The sequence below is a fragment of the Enterococcus sp. AZ167 genome, assembly GCF_051714025.1.
GTDB classification, from domain to species: domain Bacteria; phylum Bacillota; class Bacilli; order Lactobacillales; family Enterococcaceae; genus Enterococcus_D; species Enterococcus_D casseliflavus.
In genome coordinates, this window is the sequence record NZ_JBIORB010000002.1 from 333,889 (window position 1) to 357,197 (window position 23,309).

Consider the following 23,309-nt stretch of genomic DNA (forward strand, 5'->3'; position numbering starts at 1 on the left):
CCATTGTAAATGGTAAACTAAAATTAAGGGGGGATCCTATGGTTTGGCTATTGCTACTACTGCTTATTTTTGGTTTTTTGGTGTACTATGTATATCGCACGTCTATTTTGAAAAAGGGCGTACGCTATTTTGTTTCGGCGATCATTATGCGAAACAATGAATGGTATGAAAAAGAAGGCAGAAAGAAACTGGGGATTCCATACAAAGAGCGGATCGCAACAAAGAGTTCGGCTTTTTGGGCACAAGGTTCGGAATGTACGGTAACGACCGCCGATGATCTGATCCTAACAGCGGAAGTCTTTGATCAGTGTGTAAAAACGTGGGTGATCTGCTTGCATGGGTATCGCAGTGATGGGCAAGCAGACTGTCAAGAGGCAGCCGAGAAATTCTGGTCTGCTGGTTACAATGTTTTAGTTCCTGATTTACGTGGACATGGCCGCAGTGAAGGCAAAGAGATCGGTTTAGGGTGGCTAGATCGGATGGATCTACTTTTGTGGATCGATAAGATTTTGGAAAAAGACCCACAAACACAAATCTTCCTCTATGGTTTAGGAATGGGGGCTGCGACCTTGCTGCTGGCTAGTGGAGAAGTCATGCCGGTGCAAGTGGCTGGGTTGATCTCAGACAGCAGCTATACGTCCGTTTACAGTGCGATCCGATCAAGCTTGCCGCAATTTTCTCGGTTACCGATCAAACGCTTTTTGCGCTTAGCGAATCGCTATAGCAAACAATTAGTCGGTTATCCCTTCTTGCAGATCTCGGTGACCCGACAAGTCGGCAGCAACCATTTACCTGTGCTGTTTTTACAAGGAGAAAAAGATTCGTTTCTTTCGGAAAAAGAGATCAATACCTTAATGGAAGCAACGGCTGGACCGAAACAAAAAGTCCTCTTTGCGAATATGGGACATTTACAGGCAGTGAAAGATGCACCAGAATATTGGCCAACCGTTTTGCAATTCATTGAGAATATCAAACAAAATACAGACATCGTCTGATAGAAAGGAAGAAAGCAATGGAAATCAAAGAAGAAAATAAACGTTTTGCTTTGTATGATGGAGAAAAAGAGGTGGGAGAAATCACATGGCAAGAAACGCCAGATGATGTTCTAGAAGTAGACCACACCTTCGTCAACCCTGATTATCGCGGCCAGCAATTGGCGCAAAAATTACTCAAAGCGGTTGTTGAAAAAGCAAGACGGGAAGAGAAAAAAATTATGCCTGTCTGCTCCTTTGCGGTCAAAGAGTTCAAAGAAAAACCAGAATACGATGACGTACTCGTTCGCTGATTTGAACGAAAGTGATCTATGAGAAAAAGGCTGTCAGAAAGGACAGTCTTTTTTTTAAACCGTCATGCAACGATCAATGACAAAAAGAGAGTAGTAATTTCCAGCGGAAAATGCTAAAATGGAAAGGACGACTTTAGCAAGCAAGGAGGAGCTAACGTGTATAACATCTTATTAACTGCTGTGATCGTTATTTCGATTTTAATGGTCATTACGATCATGATGCAGCCTAGCAAGCAAAATAGTGCAGCTAGTGCCTTTACTGGCGGTGCAGATCAATTGTTTGGTAAGCAAAAAGCCCGTGGATTTGAAGCGGTGATGCAGCGTTCAACGGCCATTTTAGGTTTTGTTTGGATGGTCTTGCTCTTTATTTTGGCTTTTCTTTCATCAAACTAATCACTTTGTTAGCGAACCTCTCGTAAAGAGAGGTTTTTTTCTTTTTAACGGGAAGATTTTGATCGCATTTGTCGAAGTATTCTTGCTAACTATGGTAGAATTGGACGTGAGGTGAAAGGAAACATGAAAACATTTAATCAACCAAAACCGGTTTTTGCTGAACACAGCAAACGAGCGGTCATTTTGTTCCATGCCTATTCAGGCAGTCCTAACGATGTGCGCATGCTTTGTCGTTCGTTAGAACAAAAAGACTACACGGTTTATACACCGATGTTTACTGGACATGGTACACCGAATCCAGATGATATCTTAAATCAAGGAATGACTGTTTGGCAGCAGGATGCTGCGGATGCAGTTGCTTATGTGAAAGAAAAAGGCTATGAGGAAGTTGCCGTTCTTGGACTTTCGATGGGTGGGATTTTAGCGATGGATCGTTTGACGCAAGACCCAACATTGATGGGCGGCGGTCTTTTTTGCTCACCGTTATTTGAAACCAAGAACGAAGTACCAGTCAATTTTGAAAAGTATGCTGAAATGGTCATACCCTACGCTGATTTAGATGAGGCGACCCAAAAAGAAATATTGGCAGAAGTCCCTCGTAAGGTCAGAGAACAACTGCAAGGAATCGAAACAGTCGGACAAACCACAGCCGAGCATTTAGGAAAAATCGAGCGCCCAATCTTCCTGGCGCAAGCAGGAAGGGACCAAATGATCGATCCACAGACGGTTTTCAAAACCGCAGCGGCATTGTCCCATGTTCCCTACACGCTTCAATGGTATCCTCAAAGTGGTCATGTGGTGACAGTTGGACCAGAACGGAAAAAATTAGAGCAGGATGTGTTTGCTTTCTTAGAAACACTTGCTTGGAAAGAGTGAGTTATGACAGAAACGATTAAAACAAAAATTGTTCAGTTTCTCGAAGAAAGCCGTAAAAAAAGTTTTTCAATGGAAGAAATTGCTGAAGGTCTAGGACTTCAAAAAAGTACAGACTTTAAGAATCTTGTCCAGACAGTAGCGGCGATGGAACGAGAAGGCAGTGTGATTTTTAACAAAAAAGGCAAAGTGAAATTACCAATGAAACGAGTGTTTGTGGAAGGAACCTTCCGTGCCAACGAGCGGGGCTTCGGCTTTGTCACGTTGGATGAAGAAGAAGACGATATTTATATCCCTAAAGAAGCAACAGGCTATGCCATGGACGGCGATACCGTTGCTGTAGACATCGTTCATGTTGCCGATCCTTTTTCAGATCGCGGCGCAGAGGGAAAGGTCGTAGAAATCAAGCAACGCGCCATCAGTCAGTTGGTCGGCGAGTTTACATTATTTGACGAAAAAGAGATCGAAGAATCGGATCTATATGGCGTTGTTCAACCTAAAGATAAAAAACTAAGCGATTTAAAGGTGTTTATCGGCGCCCAAGGAATTCGTCCAGTAGACGGCAGCATCGTGATCGTTGAGATCAGCCATTATCCAGAAAAAGGCTATTCGAAAAGCTTAGAGGGGTTAATCACAAAAGTTGTGGGGCATAAAAACGATCCTGGAATGGATATTTTATCGATCGTCGTGGCGAATGGGATTCCCACAAAATTTGAGGAAGAAACCTTGGCAGCGGCAGATGCAGTACCCGATACGATCGATCCTGCTGACTTTCCAGAACGACGGGATTTGCGAGATCAACAGATCGTAACGATCGATGGAGCGGATGCCAAAGATTTGGATGATGCGGTGACGGTAAAAGCATTGCCTGACGGCAGCTTCTATTTGGGCGTGCATATCGCAGATGTTTCTTATTATGTGACAGAAAACAGTGCGTTGGACAAAGAAGCTTTTGAGCGGGGAACGAGTGTCTATCTAACGGATCGAGTGATCCCGATGATCCCACAACGTTTATCAAACGGGATCTGTTCGTTGAATCCGAATGTCCCAAGGTTGGCCATGAGCTGTGAAATGTGGATCAACCAAGAGGGGATCGTCACGGATTACAATATTTTCCAAAGTATTATTCAAACAAGTGCCCGCATGACTTATCAGGCAGTCAATCAAATTATTGAAGACAATGATCCAGAAACCAGCAAAGAATATGCGAAACTAGTACCGATGTTCCATGATATGGCCGCCTTGCACCACGTGTTAGAAACGATGCGGATCAGACGTGGGGCGGTTTCTTTTGAAGACCGCGAAGCGAAAGTCTTGGTCGATGGAGAAGGACACCCGCAAGAAATCGTTCTGCGAGAACGTGGCGTCGGCGAACGATTGATCGAGTCCTTCATGTTGGCAGCCAATGAAACCGTGGCGCGCCATTTCAATCGGAAGCATTTACCATTTATTTATCGGATCCATGAGGAACCAAAAGAAGAGAAAATGCGTCGCTTCTTTGATTTTGCTTCTGCTTTAGGGATTGTAGTCAAACAAACCAACGGCTCGATCTCACCAAAACAACTGCAAAAAGTGGTTGAAGATGTCGCAGATAAGCCAGAGGCAATGGTTGTCAATACGATGCTGCTCAGAAGTATGCAGCAAGCGAAGTATTCAGAAGAAAACGTCGGCCACTATGGTTTGGCAGCGGAAGATTATACCCACTTCACGTCACCGATCCGTCGGTACCCCGACTTGATCGTGCATCGCTTGATTCGTTCTTACAGTGAAGATGTCTCTGAAGCCAACCAAAACAAATGGGCTGAAATCTTGCCTGACATCGCAATGCACAGCTCCCAAATGGAACGACGAGCAGTCGATGCAGAAAGAGAAGTCGATGCGCTTAAAAAAGCTGAGTATATGGCCGATAAAGTAGGAGAAGAGTTTGACGGTATCATCAGTTCCGTCGTTAAGTTTGGCTTGTTTATTGAATTGCCTAACACGATTGAAGGGCTGATCCATATCAATAATCTGAAGCAAGATTACTTCCATTATTTGGAAAACCATCTGGCACTTGTAGGTGAACGGACAGGCTTGACCTTTAAAATTGGTCAAAAAGTTCGTATCAAAGTCGTGAAAGCTGATCCTGAAACAAGAGAGATCGATTTCGAATTGGTAGCAGCAGAAGAAGTCGAAAAACTGCAAGCACCAAAAGCCAACAAACGAAACAACCATCAAAAAAATGAAGCGAACCGTCGCGGGAAAAAACAACACAACCCTGAGAAAAAACAAGGGAAACGCTTTGAACAAACCGGTAAAGGCAAGTCAAAGAAAGCTGGCAAAGTGAAAAAGAAAAAACCTTTTTACAAAGGAATCAAGAAAAAATAATTGGAGGGATGGCCCGTGCCTAAAGGAGAAGGGAAATTAATCGCCCAAAACAAAAAGGCCCGCCATGATTACACGATCCTCGATACGATCGAAGCGGGGATCGTCTTACAGGGAACAGAGATCAAAGCGATCCGTAACAGTCGGATCAATTTGAAAGACGGCTTTGTACGCATTCGCAATGGTGAGGCATTCTTAGTCAATGTGCATATCAGCCCATACGAGCAAGGAAACATTTTTAATCATGATCCACTACGGACAAGAAAACTGTTACTGCATAAAAAGCAGATTGCTCGTCTGATTGGCGAAACAAAAAATACAGGCATGACGATCGTTCCGTTAAAGGTGTATATCAAGGATGGTTATGCCAAAGTTTTGATTGGTTTAGCGAAAGGAAAACGCGAATATGACAAGCGGGAATCCTTGAAACGCAAAGATCAAGAAAGACAAATTGACCGAGTTCTTAGAAATTTCTAATTTTCTAAGAACTTCTTTTAGAATCCGATAGAGGTTATTGCTTTGAAAATCGCGCTAAATTTGGTAGCATTTAAGGGAAAGCTGTTGATATAACAGGCTTTTTCTTCCACATAGCGACACGGGAATTTTTCATTTAATTTAGGATTTTTGGCATTGTGAGTTTTTTGTCTAATTTTCTTGAAAATGCTTTGAAATTTTCCATTCGTGGTGGTATGATACCGATTGTTATGAGAGGAAACGCATTGTAACACCAGATTTTTTTCTGGAGATGACAGGAAAAGAGGTGAGAAAGATTGGAAGATAAATCGCTTATGTTTCATATCGGTCCTATATGGTTTGATGGAACTGTAGCTATGATGACAATCATTTCTTGTATTATTGTTTTTTTGGTGGTCTTTATTTGTACACGTAATCTGCAAATGAAACCGAAAGGGAAGCAGAACTTCATTGAATGGGTCATTGACTTTGTTCGCGGTATCGTAGCGGACAATCTACCAGGATCTCAAGTGAACAACTTTCATTTGCTCGGTGTAACAATGTTTCTTTTTGTGTTTGTGGCAAATGAGATCGGGTTAGTCACAAAAATCGTGACGACAGATGACATTACCTTATGGAAAAGTCCGACAGCAGACCCGTTTGTTACACTGACACTCGCACTTATGGTTATTTCCTTGACACATTTCTTTGGGATCAAGTCGTTGGGCTTCAAAAATTACTTGATCAATTCGTACTTGAAACCGGTGGGGTTCTTATTACCGCTAAAAATCATCGAAGAATTTACGAATGTCATCACGTTAGGCTTGCGTTTATATGGAAATATATTCGCGGGGGAAGTGTTATTAGGATTGATTGCCAACATGTTTATTAGTCTTGGTTGGTGGTCATTACCGATCGTGATGCCGCTAGAAATGATCTGGATTGGCTTCTCACTCTTTATTGGAGCGATCCAAGCTTATGTATTTGTTACATTGACCATGGTATTTATGAGCCACAAAATCGTGGCAGAACATTAATCGAATCGACATACAATTAGGAGGAAAAAAGAATGAACTTTATTGGAGCAGGATTAGCAATTATCGGAGCAGCAATTGGTGCAGGGTATGGTAACGGACAAGTAATCGCAAAAACGATCGAATCAATGGCACGCCAACCTGAAATGTCAGGTCAACTACGTTCAACAATGTTTATCGGGGTCGCGTTAGTCGAAGCTGTACCGATTCTAGGGGTAGTTATCGCGCTGTTATTAGTCTTCCGATAAGACAAGCACGAAAAGGCAGAAACGAACAATTGCACTCGTTTTTGCTTTTTTCTAATGAAACAATGACTTTCAGAAAGGAAGAATCGTTATGCTAAATCAGTTGGTTATAGCGGAAGTTCAAAATCCAATGCTTGGCAATATTATCGTTGTCAGCGGATCAATTCTTCTTTTGCTATTCTTATTGAAACATTTTGCATGGGATGCCATCAGCAGCATGATGCAAAAACGGGAAGATAAAATCGCCAATGATTTGGATTCAGCGGAACAATCACGCTTGAATGCAGCAAAATTAGAAAAAGAACGCCAAGAAAAATTGGCACGTTCTCATTCTGAAGCTGCGGAGATCATCAAGAGCGCCAAAGATAGCGGGGAATTGAGTCGACAAAATATTTTGAGCGAGACCAAAGAAGAAGTGGCTCGTTTGAAAGAAAAAGCAAACTCAGATATCACCCTTGAAAAAGAAACTGCGTTAAAAGAAGTGAAAGATGATGTTGCAGAACTTTCGCTTCAAATCGCAGAAAAAATCTTAGGACGCGAATTGACTCCCGAAAATCATGAATCCCTAATCAATCAATATATCGAAGGATTGGGTTCAGTTAATGAAACTCGATAAATTCACAGTGGGAAAACGCTATGGAAAAGCCTTGTTCGAATTGGCGATGGAAGAACAGCGCTTGACAGAAGTTTACCAAGAATTAATGACCTTGCGTCAGATTTATCAGGAGATTCCAACCTTCGGTCAGATCGTGACGGATAACCGCTTGGATCTCCATGAAAAAAGACAATTAGTCGATCAATTGCTGAAGGGCTTTGAAGGCTTGGTCAGAAATTTCTTAGAGATCGTTTATGAATATGATCGCATGGATGATCTATTGCTGATCATTGATGAATACGAACGTCGTTACGATGAATATCAAGGTCTTGTTCTCGGAACGATCACAACGGCTGTTGCTTTGTCAGCAGAACAAAAAAGCAAAATCGAAAAGCAAATCGCCGATAAGCTTGGGTACAAGCAGGCACAATTGAAAGAAACGGTCGATCCAACGATTTTAGGCGGAGTCATCGTTGAAGCAAATCATCAAGTGATCGACGGTAGTATTAAGAGCCAACTGGATTATCTGCGACAAAAAATCGGCAGATAAACAAGAGATAAGAGGTGAATCGGATGGCCATCAAAGCAGAAGAAATTAGTGCCTTGATCAAAGAGCAAATTAAAAATTATCAGAACGAACTTTCTGTAGAAGAAATCGGTACTGTCACATATGTTGGGGACGGGATCGCCCGCGCCCACGGTTTAGAAAATGCCATGAGTGGAGAATTGCTTGAGTTTTCAAACGGTTCCTATGGGATGGCACAAAACTTAGAATCAAACGACGTCGGGATCATCATCCTAGGTGATTTTGAAACCATTCGTGAAGGAGACAAAGTAAAACGAACCGGTAAAATCATGGAAGTTCCTGTCGGCGATGCATTAATTGGCCGGGTAGTGAATCCATTAGGGCAACCGATCGATGGCTTAGGTCCGATCGAAACAGACAAATCACGCCCAGTTGAAGCAGCCGCACCAGGTGTAATGCAACGGAAATCCGTATCGGAACCAATGCAAACAGGGTTGAAAGCTATTGATGCTTTAGTGCCAATCGGACGTGGCCAACGGGAATTAGTCATCGGTGACCGGAAAACAGGGAAAACAACGATTGCGATCGATGCGATCATCAACCAAAAAGGACAAGACATGATCTGTATCTATGTCGCTATTGGCCAAAAAGACTCAACGGTTCGTGCACAAGTAGAAACATTACGCCGTTACGGTGCACTTGATTACACGATCGTTGTTTCAGCAGGTGCTTCACAACCAGCACCATTGCTTTACATCGCGCCTTATGCCGGGGCAGCAATGGGGGAAGAATTCATGTATAACGGCAAACATGTTTTGATCGTCTTTGATGACTTATCAAAACAAGCAGTCGCTTACCGTGAACTTTCTCTACTTCTACGCCGTCCGCCAGGTCGTGAAGCATACCCAGGGGATGTCTTCTACTTGCACTCTCGTTTATTGGAACGTGCAGCGAAATTAAGTGATGAACTAGGTGGCGGATCAATGACGGCACTGCCATTCGTTGAAACGCAAGCGGGGGATATCTCAGCCTATATCCCAACCAACGTGATTTCTATCACAGATGGACAAATTTTCTTAGAAAATGACCTGTTCTATTCAGGTGTGCGTCCTGCCGTAGCGGCTGGATTGTCCGTTTCACGGGTTGGTGGTTCTGCACAGATCAAAGCGATGAAGAAAGTTGCTGGAACCTTGCGTTTGGACTTGGCAAGTTACCGCGAACTAGAAGCCTTCACACAATTTGGGTCTGATCTAGATGCTGCGACACAAGCCAAATTAAACCGCGGTCGTCGCACCGTTGAAATCTTAAAGCAAAAACTACATGAACCATTGGCAGTCGAAAAACAAGTCGTGATTCTTTATGCGTTGACGCATGGATTCATTGATAGTGTACCTGTCAATAAACTATTGGACTTTGAAGCAGAATTATTTGAGTATATCGAAGCAAACGCAGCAACGATTTTTGAAACCATTCGGACAACGAAAGACTTGCCAGAAGAAAGCTTGTTAGATGACACCATTAAAGCATTCAAAGATATTTTCATGGCATCCAACAGTTCTCGGGTGACACCGCAAGATAAAATATCGACAATGCAAAACGCATAAAAGAGGTGAGAGAAAATGGCTGCTTCATTAAATGAAATCAAGCAACGAATTGCCTCAACAAAGAAAACCAGCCAAATCACAAAGGCCATGCAAATGGTTTCAGCTGCAAAATTAACAAAATCTGAAGCTCATTCGAAACAGTTTCAAGTGTATGCCAACAAAGTACGTGAAATCGTTACGCATTTGACTGCGCAGCAGCTTTCCGATCTTGCAGGTTCTGGTCCTAAAGATGGTGTGAACTATAACAGTATGTTGGTTAGTCGTCCGGTCAAACGCACAGGCTATATCGTCATCACTTCTGATGGCGGTCTAGTGGGCGGCTATAATAGTTCCATCTTAAAACAAATGATGACCATGCTGGATGAAGACCATGCAAAAGAAGAAGAGTATGTCATGATTGCCATTGGTGCAACTGGCGCTGACTTTTTCAAAGCACGGGGCATCAATTTGGCGTACGAGTTAAGAAACCTTTCGGATCAACCAAGCTTTGATGAGGTACGTAAAATCGTAACATTGGCAACCACGATGTACCAAAACGAGGTCTTCGATGAATTATATGTGTGTTATAACCATCACATCAATTCATTGACTAGCCAATTTCGTGTGGAGAAAATGTTGCCGATATCCGATTTAGATCCTGAAGAAGCCGAAAGTTATGAACAAGAATACTTGTTTGAACCTTCCAGAGAAGCGATTTTGAATCAATTACTGCCTCAATACGCTGAAAGCTTGATTTATGGTGCGATTGTTGACGCAAAAACAGCCGAGCATGCTGCCGGAATGACAGCGATGAAAACAGCAACAGATAATGCCAAAAATATTATTGGGGACTTGACGATCTCATACAACCGAGCGCGCCAAGGAGCGATCACCCAAGAAATTACTGAAATTGTGGCGGGGGCATCCGCGTTAGAATAGTTTCAAGAACGAATGGAGGAATACGAATGAGTTCAGGCAAGATTGTTCAAGTCATTGGTCCCGTTGTTGACGTGGAATTCTCTCTAGACCAATCATTACCAGATATCAACAATGCGTTGATTGTTTACAAAAAAGATGAGCAGAAAACAAAAGTTGTGTTAGAAGCTGCCCTAGAACTTGGCGACGGCGTTATCCGTACGATTGCCATGGAATCAACAGATGGCTTACAACGAGGAATGGAAGTAATCGATACAGGCGCCTCCATCTCTGTTCCAGTTGGGACAGAAACATTAGGACGGGTATTTAATGTCTTAGGGGATACCATCGATTTAGAAGCACCATTTCCTGAAGAGGCACCCCGCAGTGGGATTCACAAAAAAGCACCTGACTTTGATGAATTGTCAACAAGTACGGAGATCCTTGAAACTGGGATCAAAGTCATTGATTTGTTAGCTCCTTATTTAAAAGGGGGGAAAGTTGGACTTTTCGGTGGTGCCGGTGTTGGTAAAACCGTCTTGATCCAAGAATTGATCCACAACATCGCCCAAGAGCATGGTGGGATCTCTGTCTTCACAGGTGTTGGTGAACGGACACGTGAAGGAAATGACCTTTATAATGAAATGAAAGAATCTGGCGTTATCGAAAAAACAGCCATGGTGTTTGGACAAATGAATGAACCACCAGGTGCCCGGATGCGGGTAGCCTTGACTGGTTTGACATTAGCCGAGTACTTCCGTGATGTGGAAGGACAAGACGTGCTTTTGTTTATCGATAATATCTTCCGCTTCACTCAAGCAGGTTCTGAAGTATCTGCCTTACTAGGTCGGATGCCGTCGGCCGTTGGGTATCAGCCAACATTAGCAACTGAGATGGGGCAATTACAAGAACGGATCACATCGACGAAAAAAGGTTCCGTTACGTCTATTCAAGCCATCTATGTGCCTGCCGATGACTATACAGACCCAGCACCTGCGACTGCTTTTGCCCATTTGGATGCAACAACCAACTTGGAACGTAAATTGACCGAACAAGGGATCTATCCTGCCGTTGATCCACTGGCGTCTTCTTCTAGTGCGTTAGCACCTGAAATCGTTGGTGAAACACATTATGAAGTAGCGACTGAAGTACAGCATGCGTTGCAACGTTATCGGGAATTACAAGACATCATCGCCATCTTAGGGATGGATGAACTGTCTGATGATGAAAAAACCTTAGTTGCCCGCGCACGCCGCATTCAATTCTTCTTGTCACAAAACTTCCACGTAGCGGAACAGTTTACGGGACAACCTGGTTCTTATGTGCCAGTTGAAGAAACCATCAAAGGATTTGCAGAGATTCTTGAAGGAAAATATGATGATCTTCCAGAAGAAGCCTTCCGCAGTGTTGGACGAATTGAAGATGTCATTGAAAAAGCGAAAAAAATTGGCTATTAATTAACCAGCCTTGAAGAAAGAGGGGAACCTCATGGATCAATTTTTAACAGTCAATGTGGTGACACCTGCTGGTTTGGTTTACGATCATCACGCGAAAATCGTGGTTGCACGTACGACAGATGGTGAGATCGGTATTTTGCCGCACCATGCCCCAATCATCGTTCCATTGACGATTGATGAAGTCCGGGTCAAACGGATCGATTCAGATACCCATGTCGACTGGGTCGCTGTCAACGGCGGTATATTAGAAGTGCGAGACAATGTTGTCTCGATCGTAGCCGATAGTGCGGAACGTGATCGTGACATCGACGTTTCACGTGCAGAAAGAGCAAAACAGCGTGCAGAACGCCAAATCGAAGAAGCCAAACAAGTCGAAGATATCGACCAGCTTCGGCGCGCAACGGTTGCTTTGCACCGCGCCATCAATCGAATCAACGTGTCAAAACATTCCTAAAAAACAAGGGCATCTTGCCTTTGTTTTTTTGTTTCTTCAAGAAAACGTTTTAAAAACTTTTTAAAGTCTTTTCATGAAGGTTTCAAGAAAGATTATTTTTTATCTTGACATCTTTGTGGTATGATAGGAATGTTCAATTATGAAAAAAGGAGCAGGAAGTATGCAAGTGTATGGAATTGATGCAATCATTCGAATCGTGAGTCATTTAGCGTTCATCTATTTAGCATTTTGGGCATTGCAATCTGTGCGGATCGATGCTTTTTTTAAAGCTTTACGAACGACTCAGATACGAATGGTCATGGTGTTTCTTGCGATTGCATTAGGCTACACCGCCAGTACTTTTTTCCTTGAGTTGATTGCGCTATGTCGTAATTTATTTTTAACAGGTTTTTAAGAATTTCATTAATATATGCAAAAACACCGAATATTATGCTATAATTGGCAAGATTTGTGTGAGTCACTGCATTATTTGGAGGGAACATAAATGGAAGAGATGATCGTTCAAGGTGGTAATCGATTAACTGGAACAGTGAAGATCGAAGGGGCAAAAAATGCTGTTCTACCTATCTTAGCGGCAAGCTTATTAGCGGAAGAAGGAACAACGACATTAAGAAATGTACCGATCCTTTCCGATGTATTAACAATGAAAGAAGTGATTCGGCATTTAAATGTCGCAATCGATTTTGAAGAAGAAAACAACACAATGACGATCGATGCGTCACAAGAATTAGCAATCGAAGCACCGTATGAGTATGTGAGCCAAATGCGCGCTTCAATCGTAGTCATGGGGCCTTTGTTAGCCCGTAATGGACATGCCAAAGTGGCAATGCCTGGCGGCTGTGCAATCGGCAAACGACCAATTGATTTACATTTGAAGGGATTTCAAGCACTAGGCGCGCAAATCATCCAAAAAGATGGATACATAGAAGCGATCGCCGATGAGTTAAAAGGCAATAGCATTTACTTGGATTTCCCAAGTGTCGGCGCCACGCAAAATATCATGATGGCTGCCGTAAAAGCTAAAGGCATCACCATCATCGAAAACGTCGCTCGTGAGCCAGAAATCGTTGATTTAGCAAACATTTTGAATAAAATGGGTGCCAAGGTCTTTGGTGCAGGAACCGAAACGATGCGTATTGAAGGTGTCGAACACCTGCATGCAGTAGACCATTCGATCGTACAAGACCGTATCGAAGCAGGAACCTTTATGGTTGCAGCAGCGATGACTCAAGGAGACGTTATTATTAAAGATGCGATCTCAGAGCACAATCGTCCATTGATTTCAAAATTGATCGAAATGGGCGCAGAAGTGACTGAAGTCGCTGAAGGGATTCGTGTGGTCGGACCAGAACGCTTGAAAGCGACTGATGTAAAAACGATGCCACATCCAGGTTTTCCTACGGACATGCAAGCGCAAATGTCTGCTATTCAATTATTAGCGCAAGGAACGAGTGTTGTGAATGAAACGGTATTTGAGAATCGTTTCCAACATTTAGAAGAAATGCGTCGCATGAATGCTCATGTAAAAATTGACGGCAACGTTGCAGTGATCGAAGGCGGTCATGAATTACAAGGTGCGCTGGTCTATGCGACAGATTTACGTGCCGCAGCAGCGTTGATTTTATTAGGTTTGCGTTCAACGGGACGGACGCGTGTTCGCAATCTAAAATATTTGGATCGCGGCTACTACAAATTCCACGAAAAATTGCAACAATTAGGGGCATCTGTTGAACGAGTTTCTGACGCAGTAGAAGAAGTCGTACCAGTTAACGCCTAATAGGAGTAGGAGAGAAAAAAAGTGAAGTTGAACCGTTATATTTTAACTAGCTTGATAAAAATTCTAATCGTCATTTTATTAGCTATTTTATTGTTCCTAGCAGGAACGATGATTGGTTATGGAGTGATCGGTGACGGCAGTCCTTTTAAAGTATTCTCTCCAAGTCTTTGGAATCATATCTTTGAGTTTATGAAATAAACCATAACTAGGACTTACGCCACGTGCTGAGTCCTAGTTTTTTCTATCTATCTTTACTGAATCGTACGCTAAAAAGAAAGGCTGGCAAGAAATGAGTAAACTTTTGATCGGCTTTGTTCGTTTCTATCAACGTTTTATTTCCCCATTATTTCCTCCTAGCTGTCGTTATTATCCGACTTGCTCAGGATACATGATCCAAGCCATCCAAGTCCATGGAGCAGCCAAAGGAGGCTTGATGGGGGTAGCTCGTATCTTACGCTGCCATCCCTTTGTAAAAGGCGGAATAGATTACGTACCCCAGACGTTTACTTTAAAACGAAATACGCAAGACAAAGTCAAACCAACGTACCGTTATCGGAAAAGTTAAAAGGAATCAACAGAAATATAAAAAAGGAGCCAAAAAGCCATGATTCGTCCAATCGCCCCTAATGAAGCGTATCCTTGGGCGTTGCTGCTGGATGCAGATCCTGATAAAGCAGTCGTAGAAAGCTATCTATATAATAGCCAAACACTTGTTTATGAAGAAGCTGGAGAAATGATTGGTGTGCTAGTTTATCAAAATCAAGGCAAGAACTGGGAGATCATGAATGTGGCCGTTTCTCCAGAAAAGCAAGGAATGGGCATCGGTCGTCAATTGCTGCAAGCTGCCGAAGAAGCGATCCTTAGTCAGCACCTCGGGGCAAAACGGCCGATCGTAGTGATCAAAACTGGTAGTCTGCCCTCTGCAGCCTTGACTTTGTACCAAAAGCAAGGCTATGTTGAAAAAGAGCGGGTGAAGAATTATTTCACCACCCACTATGTCGAACCGATTTTTGAGAATGGGCAGCAGCTGTTCGATCAAGTGATTTTGGAAAAACAACTCTAATGGATGAAGAGACAGTCTAAGTGAATGAGACTGTTTTTTTCTTGTCCTCGGAAATCGCTTTCTTCAAGCGCCGACTTGCGGTAAAATAGACAGTATCAGAATAATAAAGGATTGAGGGAAAAAAATGGCGATTTTAGTCTTTGATATGGGTGGTTCAGCAGTAAAATATGGCGTCTGGGCACAAGATTCTTTGGTGAGTAAAGGGAAGTTCACTACTCCAAATACTTGGGAGGAAATGAAAGCACAGCTGCAGCAAGTGAGGGCAAGCGTAGATGAAGAGATTGAAGGCGTTGGAATCAGTGCGCCAGGTGCGGTCAATGCCCAAGAACGGCGGATCGACGGCATTAGTGCGATCCCTTATATCCATGGGTTTGATATTTACTCAGAACTCGAAGCAGCGTTTGGGGTACCCGTAACCATCGAAAATGATGCCAATTGCGCTGGGATGGCTGAATTTTATCAAGGAGCGGGCAAAGAGTATCAGCAAGCAGCCTTCGTTGTGATCGGAACAGGCGTTGGCGGTACCCTGTTTCAAAATGGTGAGCTAGTCCGTGGGGCACATTTATACGGTGGCGAATTTGGGTTGATGATCCTAGATCAAGGCAAAACATTTTCGCAACTAGGGACAGCGGTTCAGATGGCCTGGCGGTATTGTGATCGGATCGGAGTGGATCGAACGACGATTACCGGTGAAGAGGTCTTTCAACGTGCAGAAGATGGCGATGCCATTGCGATCGAGGAAGTCAATAAATTTTACAACTATTTAGCACAAGGACTGTTCAGTATTCAGTTTGCTTTTGATCCTGAAGTGATCATTATCGGCGGTGGTGTCAGTGCCAAAAAAGGCTTGTTAGAAGAAGTTGACCAGCGCTTGAAAAAAATGTTGGCGGATCAAGCATTAAATGATTTCGTCCCACTGATCAAGTTATGTGACTATCGCAATGATGCCAATTTAGTTGGGGCGGCGGCAAATTTTCAAGCATTGTATCCACGAAATAGCCGCTAACATGAGGATGTAATATTTTCAAACGTCCGTTTGAAGAAAAAAGTATCAAATCAAAGCGTATCGGCAGCAAGCAAAGGGGAAAAACCTTTGCTTGCTTTTCTTTTTATCCAAAAATTAGAAAAGCGATTCCATTGTTGCTGGATCAATGTTTTAAAAGCACCATTTTTTATCGGCGAAAAAAATAAATTCTGAATAGGTGAAATATTCTGATAATTCGTTGACATTTCCTAGATTTTTCAGTATATTGGATAACATATTCAGGGGAAGTAAAGGAGAGGAAAATTATGAAAAAGAAATTTGCATTTTTGTTTGCGAGTTTGTTTTTATTGACAGCTTGTAGTGCAGGACCAACAGGTGGACCAACGGATAGCAGTGGTGCTGCTGAAGGTGGCAATAAACAAGAGGGAGATACCATTAAGATTGGTGCCAACTTAGAGTTGTCTGGAGCAGTTGCTGCTTATGGGACGGCTGAAAAAGAGGGGATCGACTTGGCAGTCGAAGAAATCAATGCTGCCGGCGGCGTTCTTGGAAAACAAATTGAAATCATTTCGAAAGATAACAAATCAGATAACAATGAAGCGGCGACAGTAGCAGCCAACTTAGCAACCAACGATAAAGTCGTTGCCATTATTGGACCAGCAACTTCAGGTGCCACAAAGGCGGCTTTACCGAATGTGACGAGAGCCCAAGTACCGATGGTCACTCCTTCAGGTACCGATGATGCGATTACTTACACCAGTGGAAAAGTCCAAGAATTTGCATTCCGTTCTTGTTTCCAAGATAGCTTCCAAGGAACAATCTTGGCAAAATATGCAGCAGAAAATTTGGATGCTTCAAAAGCCGTAATCTTGGGTGATAACTCAAGTGACTACGCAATTGGTTTGACGGAAGCATTTAAAGAAAGCTACCCAGGCGAAATCGTCTTAGAGGATAACTTTACCGAAGGCGACAAAGATTTCCAAGCAGTTCTTACAAGAATCAAAGATGTCGACTTCGATGTCTTGTTCATTCCAGGCTACTACACAGAAGCTGGTTTGATCATCAAGCAAGCGCGAGAATTAGGAATTGATCAAGCAATCATTGGTGCGGATGGATTCGGTGATGAAAAAATGGTTCAAACAGCTGGTGCAGAAAATGTCAGCAATGTTTACTATACAGGTCACTTCTCTACCAAAGCACCAGCAAACGACAAAGTTGAGCCGTTTGTGGCAGCTTTCAATGAAAAATATGGCAAAGAGCCTTCTGCTTTTAATGCATTAGCCTATGATGCCGTTTATATGATCAAACAAGCGATCGAAGATCAAAACTCAGCAGATTCATTGGCGATCGCAGCTGGTTTGTCTGAACTGAAAGACTTTGTCGGTGTGACCGGTGAAATCACGATGGATGAAAATCATAACCCTGAAAAATCAGCAGTTGTTTTAGGATTGACTGACGGGAAAGAAACCTCAGCAGACACTGTGGAACCTTAAAAAACCCGCAGTTGTTTGGCAGTGAAAACTGGGACAGACCTGATGTGTTTGTCTCAGTTTCTTTTCTCTAAAAGAATGACCATAATAAATGATATTGGAAGTGAGTATATGGAAATGATGATCCAACAATTGATCAACGGCTTGTTTCTAGGCAGTATCTATGCCTTGTTAGCGTTGGGTTATACGATGGTGTATGGCATCATCAAGTTGATCAACTTCGCCCACGGAGAAGTTTACATGATCGGTAGTTTTATCGGTTACTTTTTGATCAATCAATGGCAATTAGGGTTTTTCCCCGCGTTGTTCATTTCAATGATCGCCAGTGCAGCTCTTGGGGTAACGATCGAATTTTTAGCGTATCGTCCCTTACGTAATTCCACGCGAATTTCGGCACTGATCACGGCAATCGGGGTTTCTTATTTTTTGCAAAATGTCATGATCTTTTTCTTTTCAGCCAATGTGCGCCCCTTTCCGCAAGCGATTGAACGACAAACTTATTCCATCGGGTTTGTTCAAGTAAGTAATGTCCAGTTATTGATCTTGGCTGTTTCGGTTACCTTAATGATTCTCTTGCAATTGATCGTGAAAAAGACCCGTATGGGAAAAGCGATGCGGGCAGTAAGTGTTGATGCAGATGCAGCGCGTTTGATGGGGATCAATGTCAATCGAACGATTTCCTTTACCTTTGCCTTAGGCTCGGCTTTGGCTGCAGCTGGCGGGATGCTGATCGGTTTGTATTATAATTCCATTGATCCATCAATGGGCGTCGTTCCTGGTCTGAAATCTTTTGTTGCAGCGGTTCTTGGCGGGATCGGGATCATTCCTGGAGCAGCCTTAGGTGGCTTTGTGATCGGTTTGGTGGAAACAGCAGCGACAGCGCTTGGTTTTTCTGATTATAAGGATGCTTTAGTGTATGTCATTTTAATAATTATATTGTTGGTTCGTCCAGCTGGGATCCTCGGCAAAAATATCAAAGAGAAAGTGTAGGTGGCAGAAATGAAAAAGAATTTACGTTACAACTTAATCTGGCTCGCTCTGGCAGCTATTCTTTATTTTGGATTATTTGCAGCCTACAATGGCGGAATGATCAATTTGTTCTCTGATGCCATCATCGTCAATATCGGAATCAATATCATCTTGGCAGTCAGTTTGAATCTGATCATCGGCTTTTCAGGGCAATTCTCCTTAGGACATGCTGGATTTATGGCAATCGGTGCTTATGCTGGCGCGATCCTGTCGGCAAGCAATCCAACCTTTGGCGGCTTTTTAACTGGTTTACTGGTGGGGATGCTGGTTTCTGGTGCAGTCGCATTAGTGGTTGGGATTCCGACCCTCCGTTTAAAAGGCGACTATCTAGCGATCGCTACCTTAGGTGTGGCAGAGATCATTCGGATCTTGTTAGTGAACCTACGAGGCTTGACCAATGGTCCTGCTGGAATTTTCGGATTGCCCCAATTCAGTAATTGGCAGATCGTCTTTCTCTTTGCCGTTTTATCGATTCTTGTCGTGTCAAACTTTATCCATAGCGGACCAGGTCGGGCGACTTTAGCGATTCGGGAAGATGAGATCGCTGCAGAATCAATGGGGGTCAACACAACGAAATACAAGGTAATTGCGTTTGTAATGGGGGCGGTGATGGCAAGCATTGCTGGTACCCTTTATGCCAGCTATCAGCAGTCGGTTTTCCCACGAGATTACGGTTTTATGAAATCGATCGATGTATTGATCATCGTCGTTTTTGGAGGGCTTGGGAGTACCACAGGAGCAGTTGTCTCGGCAGTAGTGCTAGGAATCTTAAATATGTACTTGCAAGGCTTCTCTGATTTGCGCATGATCATTTATGCATTGGCTTTGATCATCATCATGATCTTTAAACCAAGCGGACTTTTAGGGACATGGGAATTCTCCGTAAAAGGACTGCTGGATAAATTTAGAAAAAAGGGGGGTGACAACGATGCCTCTATTAGAAGTTAAAAGCTTAACGAAAAACTTTGGCGGTTTAGCTGCTGTTTCTCATGTAGACCTCCATTTAGATACCAATGAGCTGGTCGGATTGATTGGACCAAACGGTGCTGGCAAGACAACGCTCTTTAATCTCCTGACAGGTGTGTATGAACCTAGTGAAGGGGAAGTGCTTTTTGAGACCCAAGGTAAGCCAAAACGTTTAAATGGCGTGAAGCCCTATAAAATTGCGGGTTTAGGTCTTTCAAGAACCTTCCAAAACATTCGCTTGTTTAAAAATTTGACTGTGATGGACAACGTCTTGATCGCTATGAACAGTAAGCATAAAGAAGGACTGCTGACTAGCATCCTGCGTTTGCCAAAGTACTACAAAAACGAAGCGTCCATGAAGAAAAAAGCCTTAGAGCTGTTACGGATCTTTGATATGGATGGCAAAAGTCAAACGTTAGCGAAAAATTTGCCTTATGGCGAGCAGCGTCGGTTAGAGATCGTACGCGCATTGGCTACAGAACCAAAAATTCTGTTTCTTGACGAGCCGGCTGCGGGGATGAATCCTCAAGAAACAACAGAACTGACAAAGCTGATCTATAAGATCCAAAAAGATTTTCAATTGACGATCCTCTTGATTGAGCATGATATGAGTTTGGTCATGGAAGTGTGCGAACGGATTTATGTGCTGGAATACGGCCAAGTCATCGCCCACGGTGAACCAGAAGAGATCAAAAACAATCCGCGGGTGATCGAAGCTTATCTAGGAGGGGAAATCTGATGCTGGAAATTCAAAATTTAAGTGTACACTACGGCATGATCCAAGCGGTCCATGATGTTTCCTTCCACGTCAATCAAGGGGAGATCGTTTCACTGATTGGTGCCAATGGTGCAGGGAAAACCACGATTTTACGGACGATTTCTGGATTGATCCGCCCCTCAAATGGCTCAGTCACTTTTGAAGGAAAACGAATTGAGAAAGAAGCACCGCAAAAAATCGTCGCAAACGGCTTGTCGCAAGTACCAGAAGGGCGGCACGTCTTTTCAGGGTTGACGGTTCAAGAAAACTTAGAGATGGGCGCCTTCTTGCGTAAAGACAGTGGTGTCAAAGAAGACTATGAACAAGTTTACCGCAAGTTTCCTGTATTGAAAGAACGCCTCTCGCAAGATGCGTCGACATTATCTGGCGGTGAGCAGCAGATGTTGGCAATGGGGCGGGCATTGATGTCAAAACCGCGCTTGCTTTTGCTGGATGAGCCCTCGATGGGCTTGGCACCGATTTTTATCAAAGAAATTTTTTCAATCATTCAAGAAATCAAGCAGCAAGGAACGACTGTGCTGCTGATTGAACAAAATGCAAAAATGGCTTTATCGATTGCCGATCGCGGCTATGTATTAGAAACGGGGAAAATCGTTTTAGAAGGTACTGGAGAAGAATTACTAGCAAGTGATGAAGTAAGAAAAGCGTATCTAGGAGGCTAAACAATGAGTGTAAGTGATTTTATGACGAAGACGGTCGTCACCGTCGATTCGCAGACACCGATCTTTGATGCAGTAGATTTAATGAAGCAGCACGATATCCACCGTCTGCCCGTCGTTGACGAGGGTAAATTAGTAGGGTTGATCACAGAAGGAACGATCGCTGAAGCAACTCCCTCAAAAGCGACAAGCTTAAGCGTTTATGAAATGAACTATCTCTTAAATAAAACGACTGTCGCTGATATCATGTTGAAAAAAGTGACCACGATTGAACCAGATGCACTATTAGAGGACGCCATTTCCGTCATGCGTAGTGAAAACGTGGGGGTTTTACCAGTCATGGATGATGATGCCTTAGTGGGAATCATTACCAACAATGATATTTTCGATGCCTTTTTGAAAATCACTGGCTACCACGATGGCGGAACCCGAGTGTCCATCGAGATCACGGATGACCATGTAGGCGTGTTAGCAGACGTGACCAAACTGCTTGCCGATCATCAGATGAGTATTTTGACCATCGTAGTCAATCGGATGGCGCTAAAAACGATTGTTGAGATCCAAGTAGAGTCGCGCCAAGTCGCAGCGATTGAGAAAATCTTAAGCGATGCGGGGTATACCGTAACCAGTGCTGTCTTGACGAACCAGAAATGAGACAAAGCAGCAAAAGTAGTCGATCGTAACGATTGACTACTTTTTTCGTTCCAGATGAGATTTTCTTTTTCTTTTGCTGGTTTTCTGTTAAAATAGGAAGGTGCTGTAAAGAAAGAGGTGCAATCATGTCTAAGAAAAATAAAGATATCGAAGTCCGTATTGAAGAAACAACGAAAGCCATTCATGGCAAAGACTATACCGTCAATGAATTATTTATTGGTAAAAAACGTATCGGTGAGATTTTAACGACTGGACCGAAAGAATTTCAAAGCTTTTTAGGGGATGAAGATCTAGGTTCAAGCAGAAGTTTAGAAGCTGCGATCGAGATGATTATTCGCCAATGGAATTTACATGAATAATTTCTAGAAAAATTTACTTTTTGCTCTTGCAATTTGTTATCTTTTTCGGTATTATAACTATTGTCAGGTTTGAGAAAAACCTTTTGGAGGAGTAGCGAAGTGGCTAAACGCGACGGACTGTAAATCCGTTCCTTAGGGTTCAGTGGTTCGAATCCACTCTCCTCCACCATTATTGGGGTATAGCCAAGCGGTAAGGCAACGGACTTTGACTCCGTCATGCGTTGGTTCGAATCCAGCTACCCCAGTCAGATGAATACGCAGAAAAAAACAGCAAGTAGTTTTGCTGTTTTTTTTCGTTATTTAACCATTATTTTTTTTGGTTTGAGGAAGGGCTATAAGTTGAAGATTTTTTTTATTTGCGATACGCTAATAGTAAAGCATTCGGGAGATGAAAACACATGAAATTTAAACTGAATCTAAAAGAAAAAGTAACGGAAGTTGCAGAGCATGTCTATGACGTTGTCAAAAAGGAAGACTATGCGATTCGTGTGGCTCCAAAAGGAATCAAAGTAACTAAACAGCGTAAGACAAAAGACACGATCAAATGGCGCGCAAAAAATCATTGATTAAAGGGCAATCAGCATGAGAGAAACTGCATATAGGCAGTTTCTTTTTTTATTCCTCAATTTCAATCCCCAAGACAGTTAGGTGACCGTTTGCCACTAGTTTGATGACGAGTTTTGCTAAATGGTCGGCGTGCATCGTTGTTTCTGCCGTTAGCCACCAATGCAGCGTGCCAACAAATATTGAGGTCATATAATCAATGATGAAGTCTAAGGGCACTTCAAGATCGCCTTCTGTAATCTTCAAGGTTGAAAAGATCTCTTGATACCGTTCCGTTAAAATCAGCCCCAGTTTTTTACGAATGATCTCAATGGCAGAGGCATCCATGATCGTCAAATAAAAAGAGCGATTCTTTTGAATGTGTAAAAAAAGTTCGGTCATGGCAGCTTCGATTTTACGGATCTTGATTCGATTGCCTTGGACGAAATCTTCAAAGTCAAGGATCGAGGTAAAAGATTCGACGGCCAAGTCAAATATTTTTTCATACAAGTCTTGCTTGTCTTTGTAATGGGCATAGAAGGTCGCGCGGTTGATCATGGCTTCGTCTGCGATATTTTGGACAGTCACTTGTTCGAAGCCTTTTTCTTCAACTAAGCGAATAAAGGCTTCAATAATGTACTTATTGGTTCGTTTAACACGTAAATCCAATTTTTTCATATTGTGAATTTCCTTTCAAAATAAACGACAAAAAACGTCTAATTGTTGTTTATCCCACACCTTCGTTGGAATTGTTTGTTGAATTATCAATCAAAAGAATTACAATGAACATAAGTATTATAACAAACGGATTGTTAGATAATCAACAAAG

The 23,309-nt window shown here is 42.8% G+C and carries 29 protein-coding genes and 2 tRNA genes; 30 read left to right on the forward strand and 1 reads right to left on the reverse strand.

Annotation, left to right across the window (positions count from 1 at the left end):
• The first annotated feature begins 38 nt into the window (after nt 1-38).
• The 30 genes from IGJ05_RS13230 to IGJ05_RS13375 all read left to right on the forward strand — a co-directional run bounded on the left by IGJ05_RS13230 (nt 39) and on the right by IGJ05_RS13375 (nt 22,503).
• A complete protein-coding gene (locus IGJ05_RS13230; RefSeq protein ID WP_266166490.1) occupies nt 39-995 on the forward strand; it encodes an alpha/beta hydrolase in 957 nt (318 codons plus the stop codon).
• Nucleotides 996-1,012: 17 nt separating this feature from the next.
• On the forward strand, nt 1,013-1,285 hold the full coding sequence (locus IGJ05_RS13235; protein ID WP_015510184.1) for a GNAT family N-acetyltransferase: 273 nt from the start codon (nt 1,013-1,015) through the stop codon (nt 1,283-1,285).
• A 156-nt stretch (nt 1,286-1,441) separates the two neighbouring features.
• Nucleotides 1,442-1,678, forward strand: a complete 237-nt coding sequence (secG, locus tag IGJ05_RS13240) for a preprotein translocase subunit SecG (protein WP_005228700.1) — start codon at nt 1,442-1,444, stop codon at nt 1,676-1,678.
• Nucleotides 1,679-1,801: 123 nt separating this feature from the next.
• The gene (locus IGJ05_RS13245) at nt 1,802-2,554 is read left to right on the forward strand and encodes an alpha/beta hydrolase (protein ID WP_115232652.1); all 753 of its coding nucleotides are present in this window, start codon (nt 1,802-1,804) and stop codon (nt 2,552-2,554) included.
• Nucleotides 2,555-2,557: 3 nt separating this feature from the next.
• Nucleotides 2,558-4,918: a ribonuclease R gene (gene rnr, locus IGJ05_RS13250; protein WP_115232651.1), complete on the forward strand. Its 2,361-nt coding sequence runs from the start codon at nt 2,558-2,560 to the stop codon at nt 4,916-4,918.
• A 15-nt stretch (nt 4,919-4,933) separates the two neighbouring features.
• A complete protein-coding gene (gene smpB / locus IGJ05_RS13255; protein WP_008380870.1) occupies nt 4,934-5,392 on the forward strand; it encodes an SsrA-binding protein SmpB in 459 nt (152 codons plus the stop codon).
• A gap of 293 nt (nt 5,393-5,685) precedes the next feature.
• A complete protein-coding gene (gene atpB, locus IGJ05_RS13260; RefSeq protein ID WP_008380872.1) occupies nt 5,686-6,405 on the forward strand; it encodes a F0F1 ATP synthase subunit A in 720 nt (239 codons plus the stop codon).
• 32 nt (nt 6,406-6,437) lie between these two features.
• Nucleotides 6,438-6,650: an ATP synthase F0 subunit C gene (atpE, locus tag IGJ05_RS13265; protein WP_005228705.1), complete on the forward strand. Its 213-nt coding sequence runs from the start codon at nt 6,438-6,440 to the stop codon at nt 6,648-6,650.
• Nucleotides 6,651-6,738: 88 nt separating this feature from the next.
• A complete protein-coding gene (atpF, locus tag IGJ05_RS13270; RefSeq protein ID WP_005228706.1) occupies nt 6,739-7,263 on the forward strand; it encodes a F0F1 ATP synthase subunit B in 525 nt (174 codons plus the stop codon).
• The gene (locus IGJ05_RS13275; RefSeq protein ID WP_010749797.1) at nt 7,250-7,792 is read left to right on the forward strand and encodes a F0F1 ATP synthase subunit delta; all 543 of its coding nucleotides are present in this window, start codon (nt 7,250-7,252) and stop codon (nt 7,790-7,792) included. The genes atpF and IGJ05_RS13275 overlap by 14 nt, the downstream gene beginning before the upstream one ends.
• A gap of 23 nt (nt 7,793-7,815) precedes the next feature.
• Nucleotides 7,816-9,372: a F0F1 ATP synthase subunit alpha gene (gene atpA / locus IGJ05_RS13280; protein WP_005228708.1), complete on the forward strand. Its 1,557-nt coding sequence runs from the start codon at nt 7,816-7,818 to the stop codon at nt 9,370-9,372.
• Nucleotides 9,373-9,387: 15 nt separating this feature from the next.
• The gene (locus IGJ05_RS13285; RefSeq protein ID WP_005228710.1) at nt 9,388-10,290 is read left to right on the forward strand and encodes a F0F1 ATP synthase subunit gamma; all 903 of its coding nucleotides are present in this window, start codon (nt 9,388-9,390) and stop codon (nt 10,288-10,290) included.
• Nucleotides 10,291-10,316: 26 nt separating this feature from the next.
• Complete coding sequence (gene atpD / locus IGJ05_RS13290; protein WP_266166489.1) at nt 10,317-11,723, forward strand: F0F1 ATP synthase subunit beta; 1,407 nt, start codon at nt 10,317-10,319, stop codon at nt 11,721-11,723.
• Nucleotides 11,724-11,754: 31 nt separating this feature from the next.
• Nucleotides 11,755-12,177 (forward strand): F0F1 ATP synthase subunit epsilon, encoded by a 423-nt coding sequence (locus IGJ05_RS13295; protein WP_005228716.1) that lies wholly within the window; start codon nt 11,755-11,757, stop codon nt 12,175-12,177.
• A 160-nt stretch (nt 12,178-12,337) separates the two neighbouring features.
• Nucleotides 12,338-12,571, forward strand: a complete 234-nt coding sequence (locus IGJ05_RS13300; protein ID WP_008380880.1) for a DUF1146 family protein — start codon at nt 12,338-12,340, stop codon at nt 12,569-12,571.
• A gap of 90 nt (nt 12,572-12,661) precedes the next feature.
• The gene (gene murA, locus IGJ05_RS13305) at nt 12,662-13,954 is read left to right on the forward strand and encodes a UDP-N-acetylglucosamine 1-carboxyvinyltransferase (RefSeq protein WP_266166488.1); all 1,293 of its coding nucleotides are present in this window, start codon (nt 12,662-12,664) and stop codon (nt 13,952-13,954) included.
• 21 nt (nt 13,955-13,975) lie between these two features.
• The gene (locus IGJ05_RS13310; protein ID WP_005228723.1) at nt 13,976-14,152 is read left to right on the forward strand and encodes a DNA-directed RNA polymerase subunit beta; all 177 of its coding nucleotides are present in this window, start codon (nt 13,976-13,978) and stop codon (nt 14,150-14,152) included.
• A gap of 91 nt (nt 14,153-14,243) precedes the next feature.
• Entirely contained in the window at nt 14,244-14,519 is a 276-nt protein-coding gene (gene yidD, locus IGJ05_RS13315; protein WP_008380886.1) for a membrane protein insertion efficiency factor YidD, read from the forward strand.
• 39 nt (nt 14,520-14,558) lie between these two features.
• Nucleotides 14,559-15,017: a GNAT family N-acetyltransferase gene (locus IGJ05_RS13320; protein ID WP_005228727.1), complete on the forward strand. Its 459-nt coding sequence runs from the start codon at nt 14,559-14,561 to the stop codon at nt 15,015-15,017.
• A 124-nt stretch (nt 15,018-15,141) separates the two neighbouring features.
• Complete coding sequence (locus IGJ05_RS13325; RefSeq protein WP_005228730.1) at nt 15,142-16,023, forward strand: ROK family protein; 882 nt, start codon at nt 15,142-15,144, stop codon at nt 16,021-16,023.
• A 284-nt stretch (nt 16,024-16,307) separates the two neighbouring features.
• Nucleotides 16,308-17,495: an ABC transporter substrate-binding protein gene (locus tag IGJ05_RS13330; protein ID WP_010749790.1), complete on the forward strand. Its 1,188-nt coding sequence runs from the start codon at nt 16,308-16,310 to the stop codon at nt 17,493-17,495.
• Nucleotides 17,496-17,603: 108 nt separating this feature from the next.
• Nucleotides 17,604-18,482, forward strand: a complete 879-nt coding sequence (locus IGJ05_RS13335) for a branched-chain amino acid ABC transporter permease (protein ID WP_005228742.1) — start codon at nt 17,604-17,606, stop codon at nt 18,480-18,482.
• Between the two features lie 9 nt (nt 18,483-18,491).
• Nucleotides 18,492-19,469, forward strand: coding sequence for a branched-chain amino acid ABC transporter permease (locus tag IGJ05_RS13340; protein WP_266166557.1), 978 nt, complete (start codon nt 18,492-18,494; stop codon nt 19,467-19,469).
• Complete coding sequence (locus tag IGJ05_RS13345; RefSeq protein WP_266166556.1) at nt 19,450-20,226, forward strand: ABC transporter ATP-binding protein; 777 nt, start codon at nt 19,450-19,452, stop codon at nt 20,224-20,226. The genes IGJ05_RS13340 and IGJ05_RS13345 overlap by 20 nt, the downstream gene beginning before the upstream one ends.
• Complete coding sequence (locus tag IGJ05_RS13350) at nt 20,226-20,927, forward strand: ABC transporter ATP-binding protein (RefSeq protein ID WP_015510178.1); 702 nt, start codon at nt 20,226-20,228, stop codon at nt 20,925-20,927. Before IGJ05_RS13345 ends, IGJ05_RS13350 begins: the two co-directional genes overlap by 1 nt.
• 3 nt (nt 20,928-20,930) lie before the next feature.
• Nucleotides 20,931-21,578, forward strand: coding sequence for a CBS and ACT domain-containing protein (locus IGJ05_RS13355; RefSeq protein ID WP_438725282.1), 648 nt, complete (start codon nt 20,931-20,933; stop codon nt 21,576-21,578).
• A gap of 125 nt (nt 21,579-21,703) precedes the next feature.
• Nucleotides 21,704-21,937 (forward strand): DUF2969 domain-containing protein, encoded by a 234-nt coding sequence (locus IGJ05_RS13360; RefSeq protein WP_005228752.1) that lies wholly within the window; start codon nt 21,704-21,706, stop codon nt 21,935-21,937.
• 85 nt (nt 21,938-22,022) lie between these two features.
• Nucleotides 22,023-22,106, forward strand: a tRNA-Tyr gene (locus IGJ05_RS13365).
• A 4-nt stretch (nt 22,107-22,110) separates the two neighbouring features.
• Nucleotides 22,111-22,182, forward strand: a tRNA-Gln gene (locus IGJ05_RS13370).
• Between the two features lie 153 nt (nt 22,183-22,335).
• Nucleotides 22,336-22,503: a hypothetical protein gene (locus IGJ05_RS13375; protein WP_005228760.1), complete on the forward strand. Its 168-nt coding sequence runs from the start codon at nt 22,336-22,338 to the stop codon at nt 22,501-22,503.
• A 49-nt stretch (nt 22,504-22,552) separates the two neighbouring features.
• On the opposite strand, the gene IGJ05_RS13380 is transcribed toward IGJ05_RS13375, so the two are convergent.
• Nucleotides 22,553-23,158, reverse strand: a complete 606-nt coding sequence (locus tag IGJ05_RS13380) for a TetR/AcrR family transcriptional regulator (protein WP_005228762.1) — start codon at nt 23,156-23,158, stop codon at nt 22,553-22,555.
• Nucleotides 23,159-23,309: the final 151 nt, after the last annotated feature.

What these genes read in the sequence shown, in the direction of transcription:
- IGJ05_RS13275 (WP_010749797.1), top strand. Translation starts at nt 7,250, where the DNA reads ATGAAACTCGATAAATTCACAGTGGGAAAACGCTATGGAAAAGCCTTG.
- atpD (WP_266166489.1), top strand. Translation starts at nt 10,317, where the DNA reads ATGAGTTCAGGCAAGATTGTTCAAGTCATTGGTCCCGTTGTTGACGTG.
- IGJ05_RS13320 (WP_005228727.1), top strand. Translation starts at nt 14,559, where the DNA reads ATGATTCGTCCAATCGCCCCTAATGAAGCGTATCCTTGGGCGTTGCTG.
- IGJ05_RS13335 (WP_005228742.1), top strand. Translation starts at nt 17,604, where the DNA reads ATGGAAATGATGATCCAACAATTGATCAACGGCTTGTTTCTAGGCAGT.
- IGJ05_RS13360 (WP_005228752.1), top strand. Translation starts at nt 21,704, where the DNA reads ATGTCTAAGAAAAATAAAGATATCGAAGTCCGTATTGAAGAAACAACG.
- IGJ05_RS13345 (WP_266166556.1), top strand. Translation starts at nt 19,450, where the DNA reads ATGCCTCTATTAGAAGTTAAAAGCTTAACGAAAAACTTTGGCGGTTTA.
- IGJ05_RS13230 (WP_266166490.1), top strand. Translation starts at nt 39, where the DNA reads ATGGTTTGGCTATTGCTACTACTGCTTATTTTTGGTTTTTTGGTGTAC.
- IGJ05_RS13300 (WP_008380880.1), top strand. Translation starts at nt 12,338, where the DNA reads ATGCAAGTGTATGGAATTGATGCAATCATTCGAATCGTGAGTCATTTA.
- rnr (WP_115232651.1), top strand. Translation starts at nt 2,558, where the DNA reads ATGACAGAAACGATTAAAACAAAAATTGTTCAGTTTCTCGAAGAAAGC.
- IGJ05_RS13380 (WP_005228762.1), bottom strand. Translation starts at nt 23,158, where the DNA reads ATGAAAAAATTGGATTTACGTGTTAAACGAACCAATAAGTACATTATT.
- yidD (WP_008380886.1), top strand. Translation starts at nt 14,244, where the DNA reads ATGAGTAAACTTTTGATCGGCTTTGTTCGTTTCTATCAACGTTTTATT.
- IGJ05_RS13285 (WP_005228710.1), top strand. Translation starts at nt 9,388, where the DNA reads ATGGCTGCTTCATTAAATGAAATCAAGCAACGAATTGCCTCAACAAAG.
- IGJ05_RS13355 (WP_438725282.1), top strand. Translation starts at nt 20,931, where the DNA reads ATGAGTGTAAGTGATTTTATGACGAAGACGGTCGTCACCGTCGATTCG.
- atpA (WP_005228708.1), top strand. Translation starts at nt 7,816, where the DNA reads ATGGCCATCAAAGCAGAAGAAATTAGTGCCTTGATCAAAGAGCAAATT.
- atpE (WP_005228705.1), top strand. Translation starts at nt 6,438, where the DNA reads ATGAACTTTATTGGAGCAGGATTAGCAATTATCGGAGCAGCAATTGGT.
- IGJ05_RS13350 (WP_015510178.1), top strand. Translation starts at nt 20,226, where the DNA reads ATGCTGGAAATTCAAAATTTAAGTGTACACTACGGCATGATCCAAGCG.
- IGJ05_RS13245 (WP_115232652.1), top strand. Translation starts at nt 1,802, where the DNA reads ATGAAAACATTTAATCAACCAAAACCGGTTTTTGCTGAACACAGCAAA.
- IGJ05_RS13330 (WP_010749790.1), top strand. Translation starts at nt 16,308, where the DNA reads ATGAAAAAGAAATTTGCATTTTTGTTTGCGAGTTTGTTTTTATTGACA.
- IGJ05_RS13325 (WP_005228730.1), top strand. Translation starts at nt 15,142, where the DNA reads ATGGCGATTTTAGTCTTTGATATGGGTGGTTCAGCAGTAAAATATGGC.
- IGJ05_RS13375 (WP_005228760.1), top strand. Translation starts at nt 22,336, where the DNA reads ATGAAATTTAAACTGAATCTAAAAGAAAAAGTAACGGAAGTTGCAGAG.
- IGJ05_RS13340 (WP_266166557.1), top strand. Translation starts at nt 18,492, where the DNA reads ATGAAAAAGAATTTACGTTACAACTTAATCTGGCTCGCTCTGGCAGCT.
- IGJ05_RS13295 (WP_005228716.1), top strand. Translation starts at nt 11,755, where the DNA reads ATGGATCAATTTTTAACAGTCAATGTGGTGACACCTGCTGGTTTGGTT.
- atpF (WP_005228706.1), top strand. Translation starts at nt 6,739, where the DNA reads ATGCTAAATCAGTTGGTTATAGCGGAAGTTCAAAATCCAATGCTTGGC.
- IGJ05_RS13235 (WP_015510184.1), top strand. Translation starts at nt 1,013, where the DNA reads ATGGAAATCAAAGAAGAAAATAAACGTTTTGCTTTGTATGATGGAGAA.
- murA (WP_266166488.1), top strand. Translation starts at nt 12,662, where the DNA reads ATGGAAGAGATGATCGTTCAAGGTGGTAATCGATTAACTGGAACAGTG.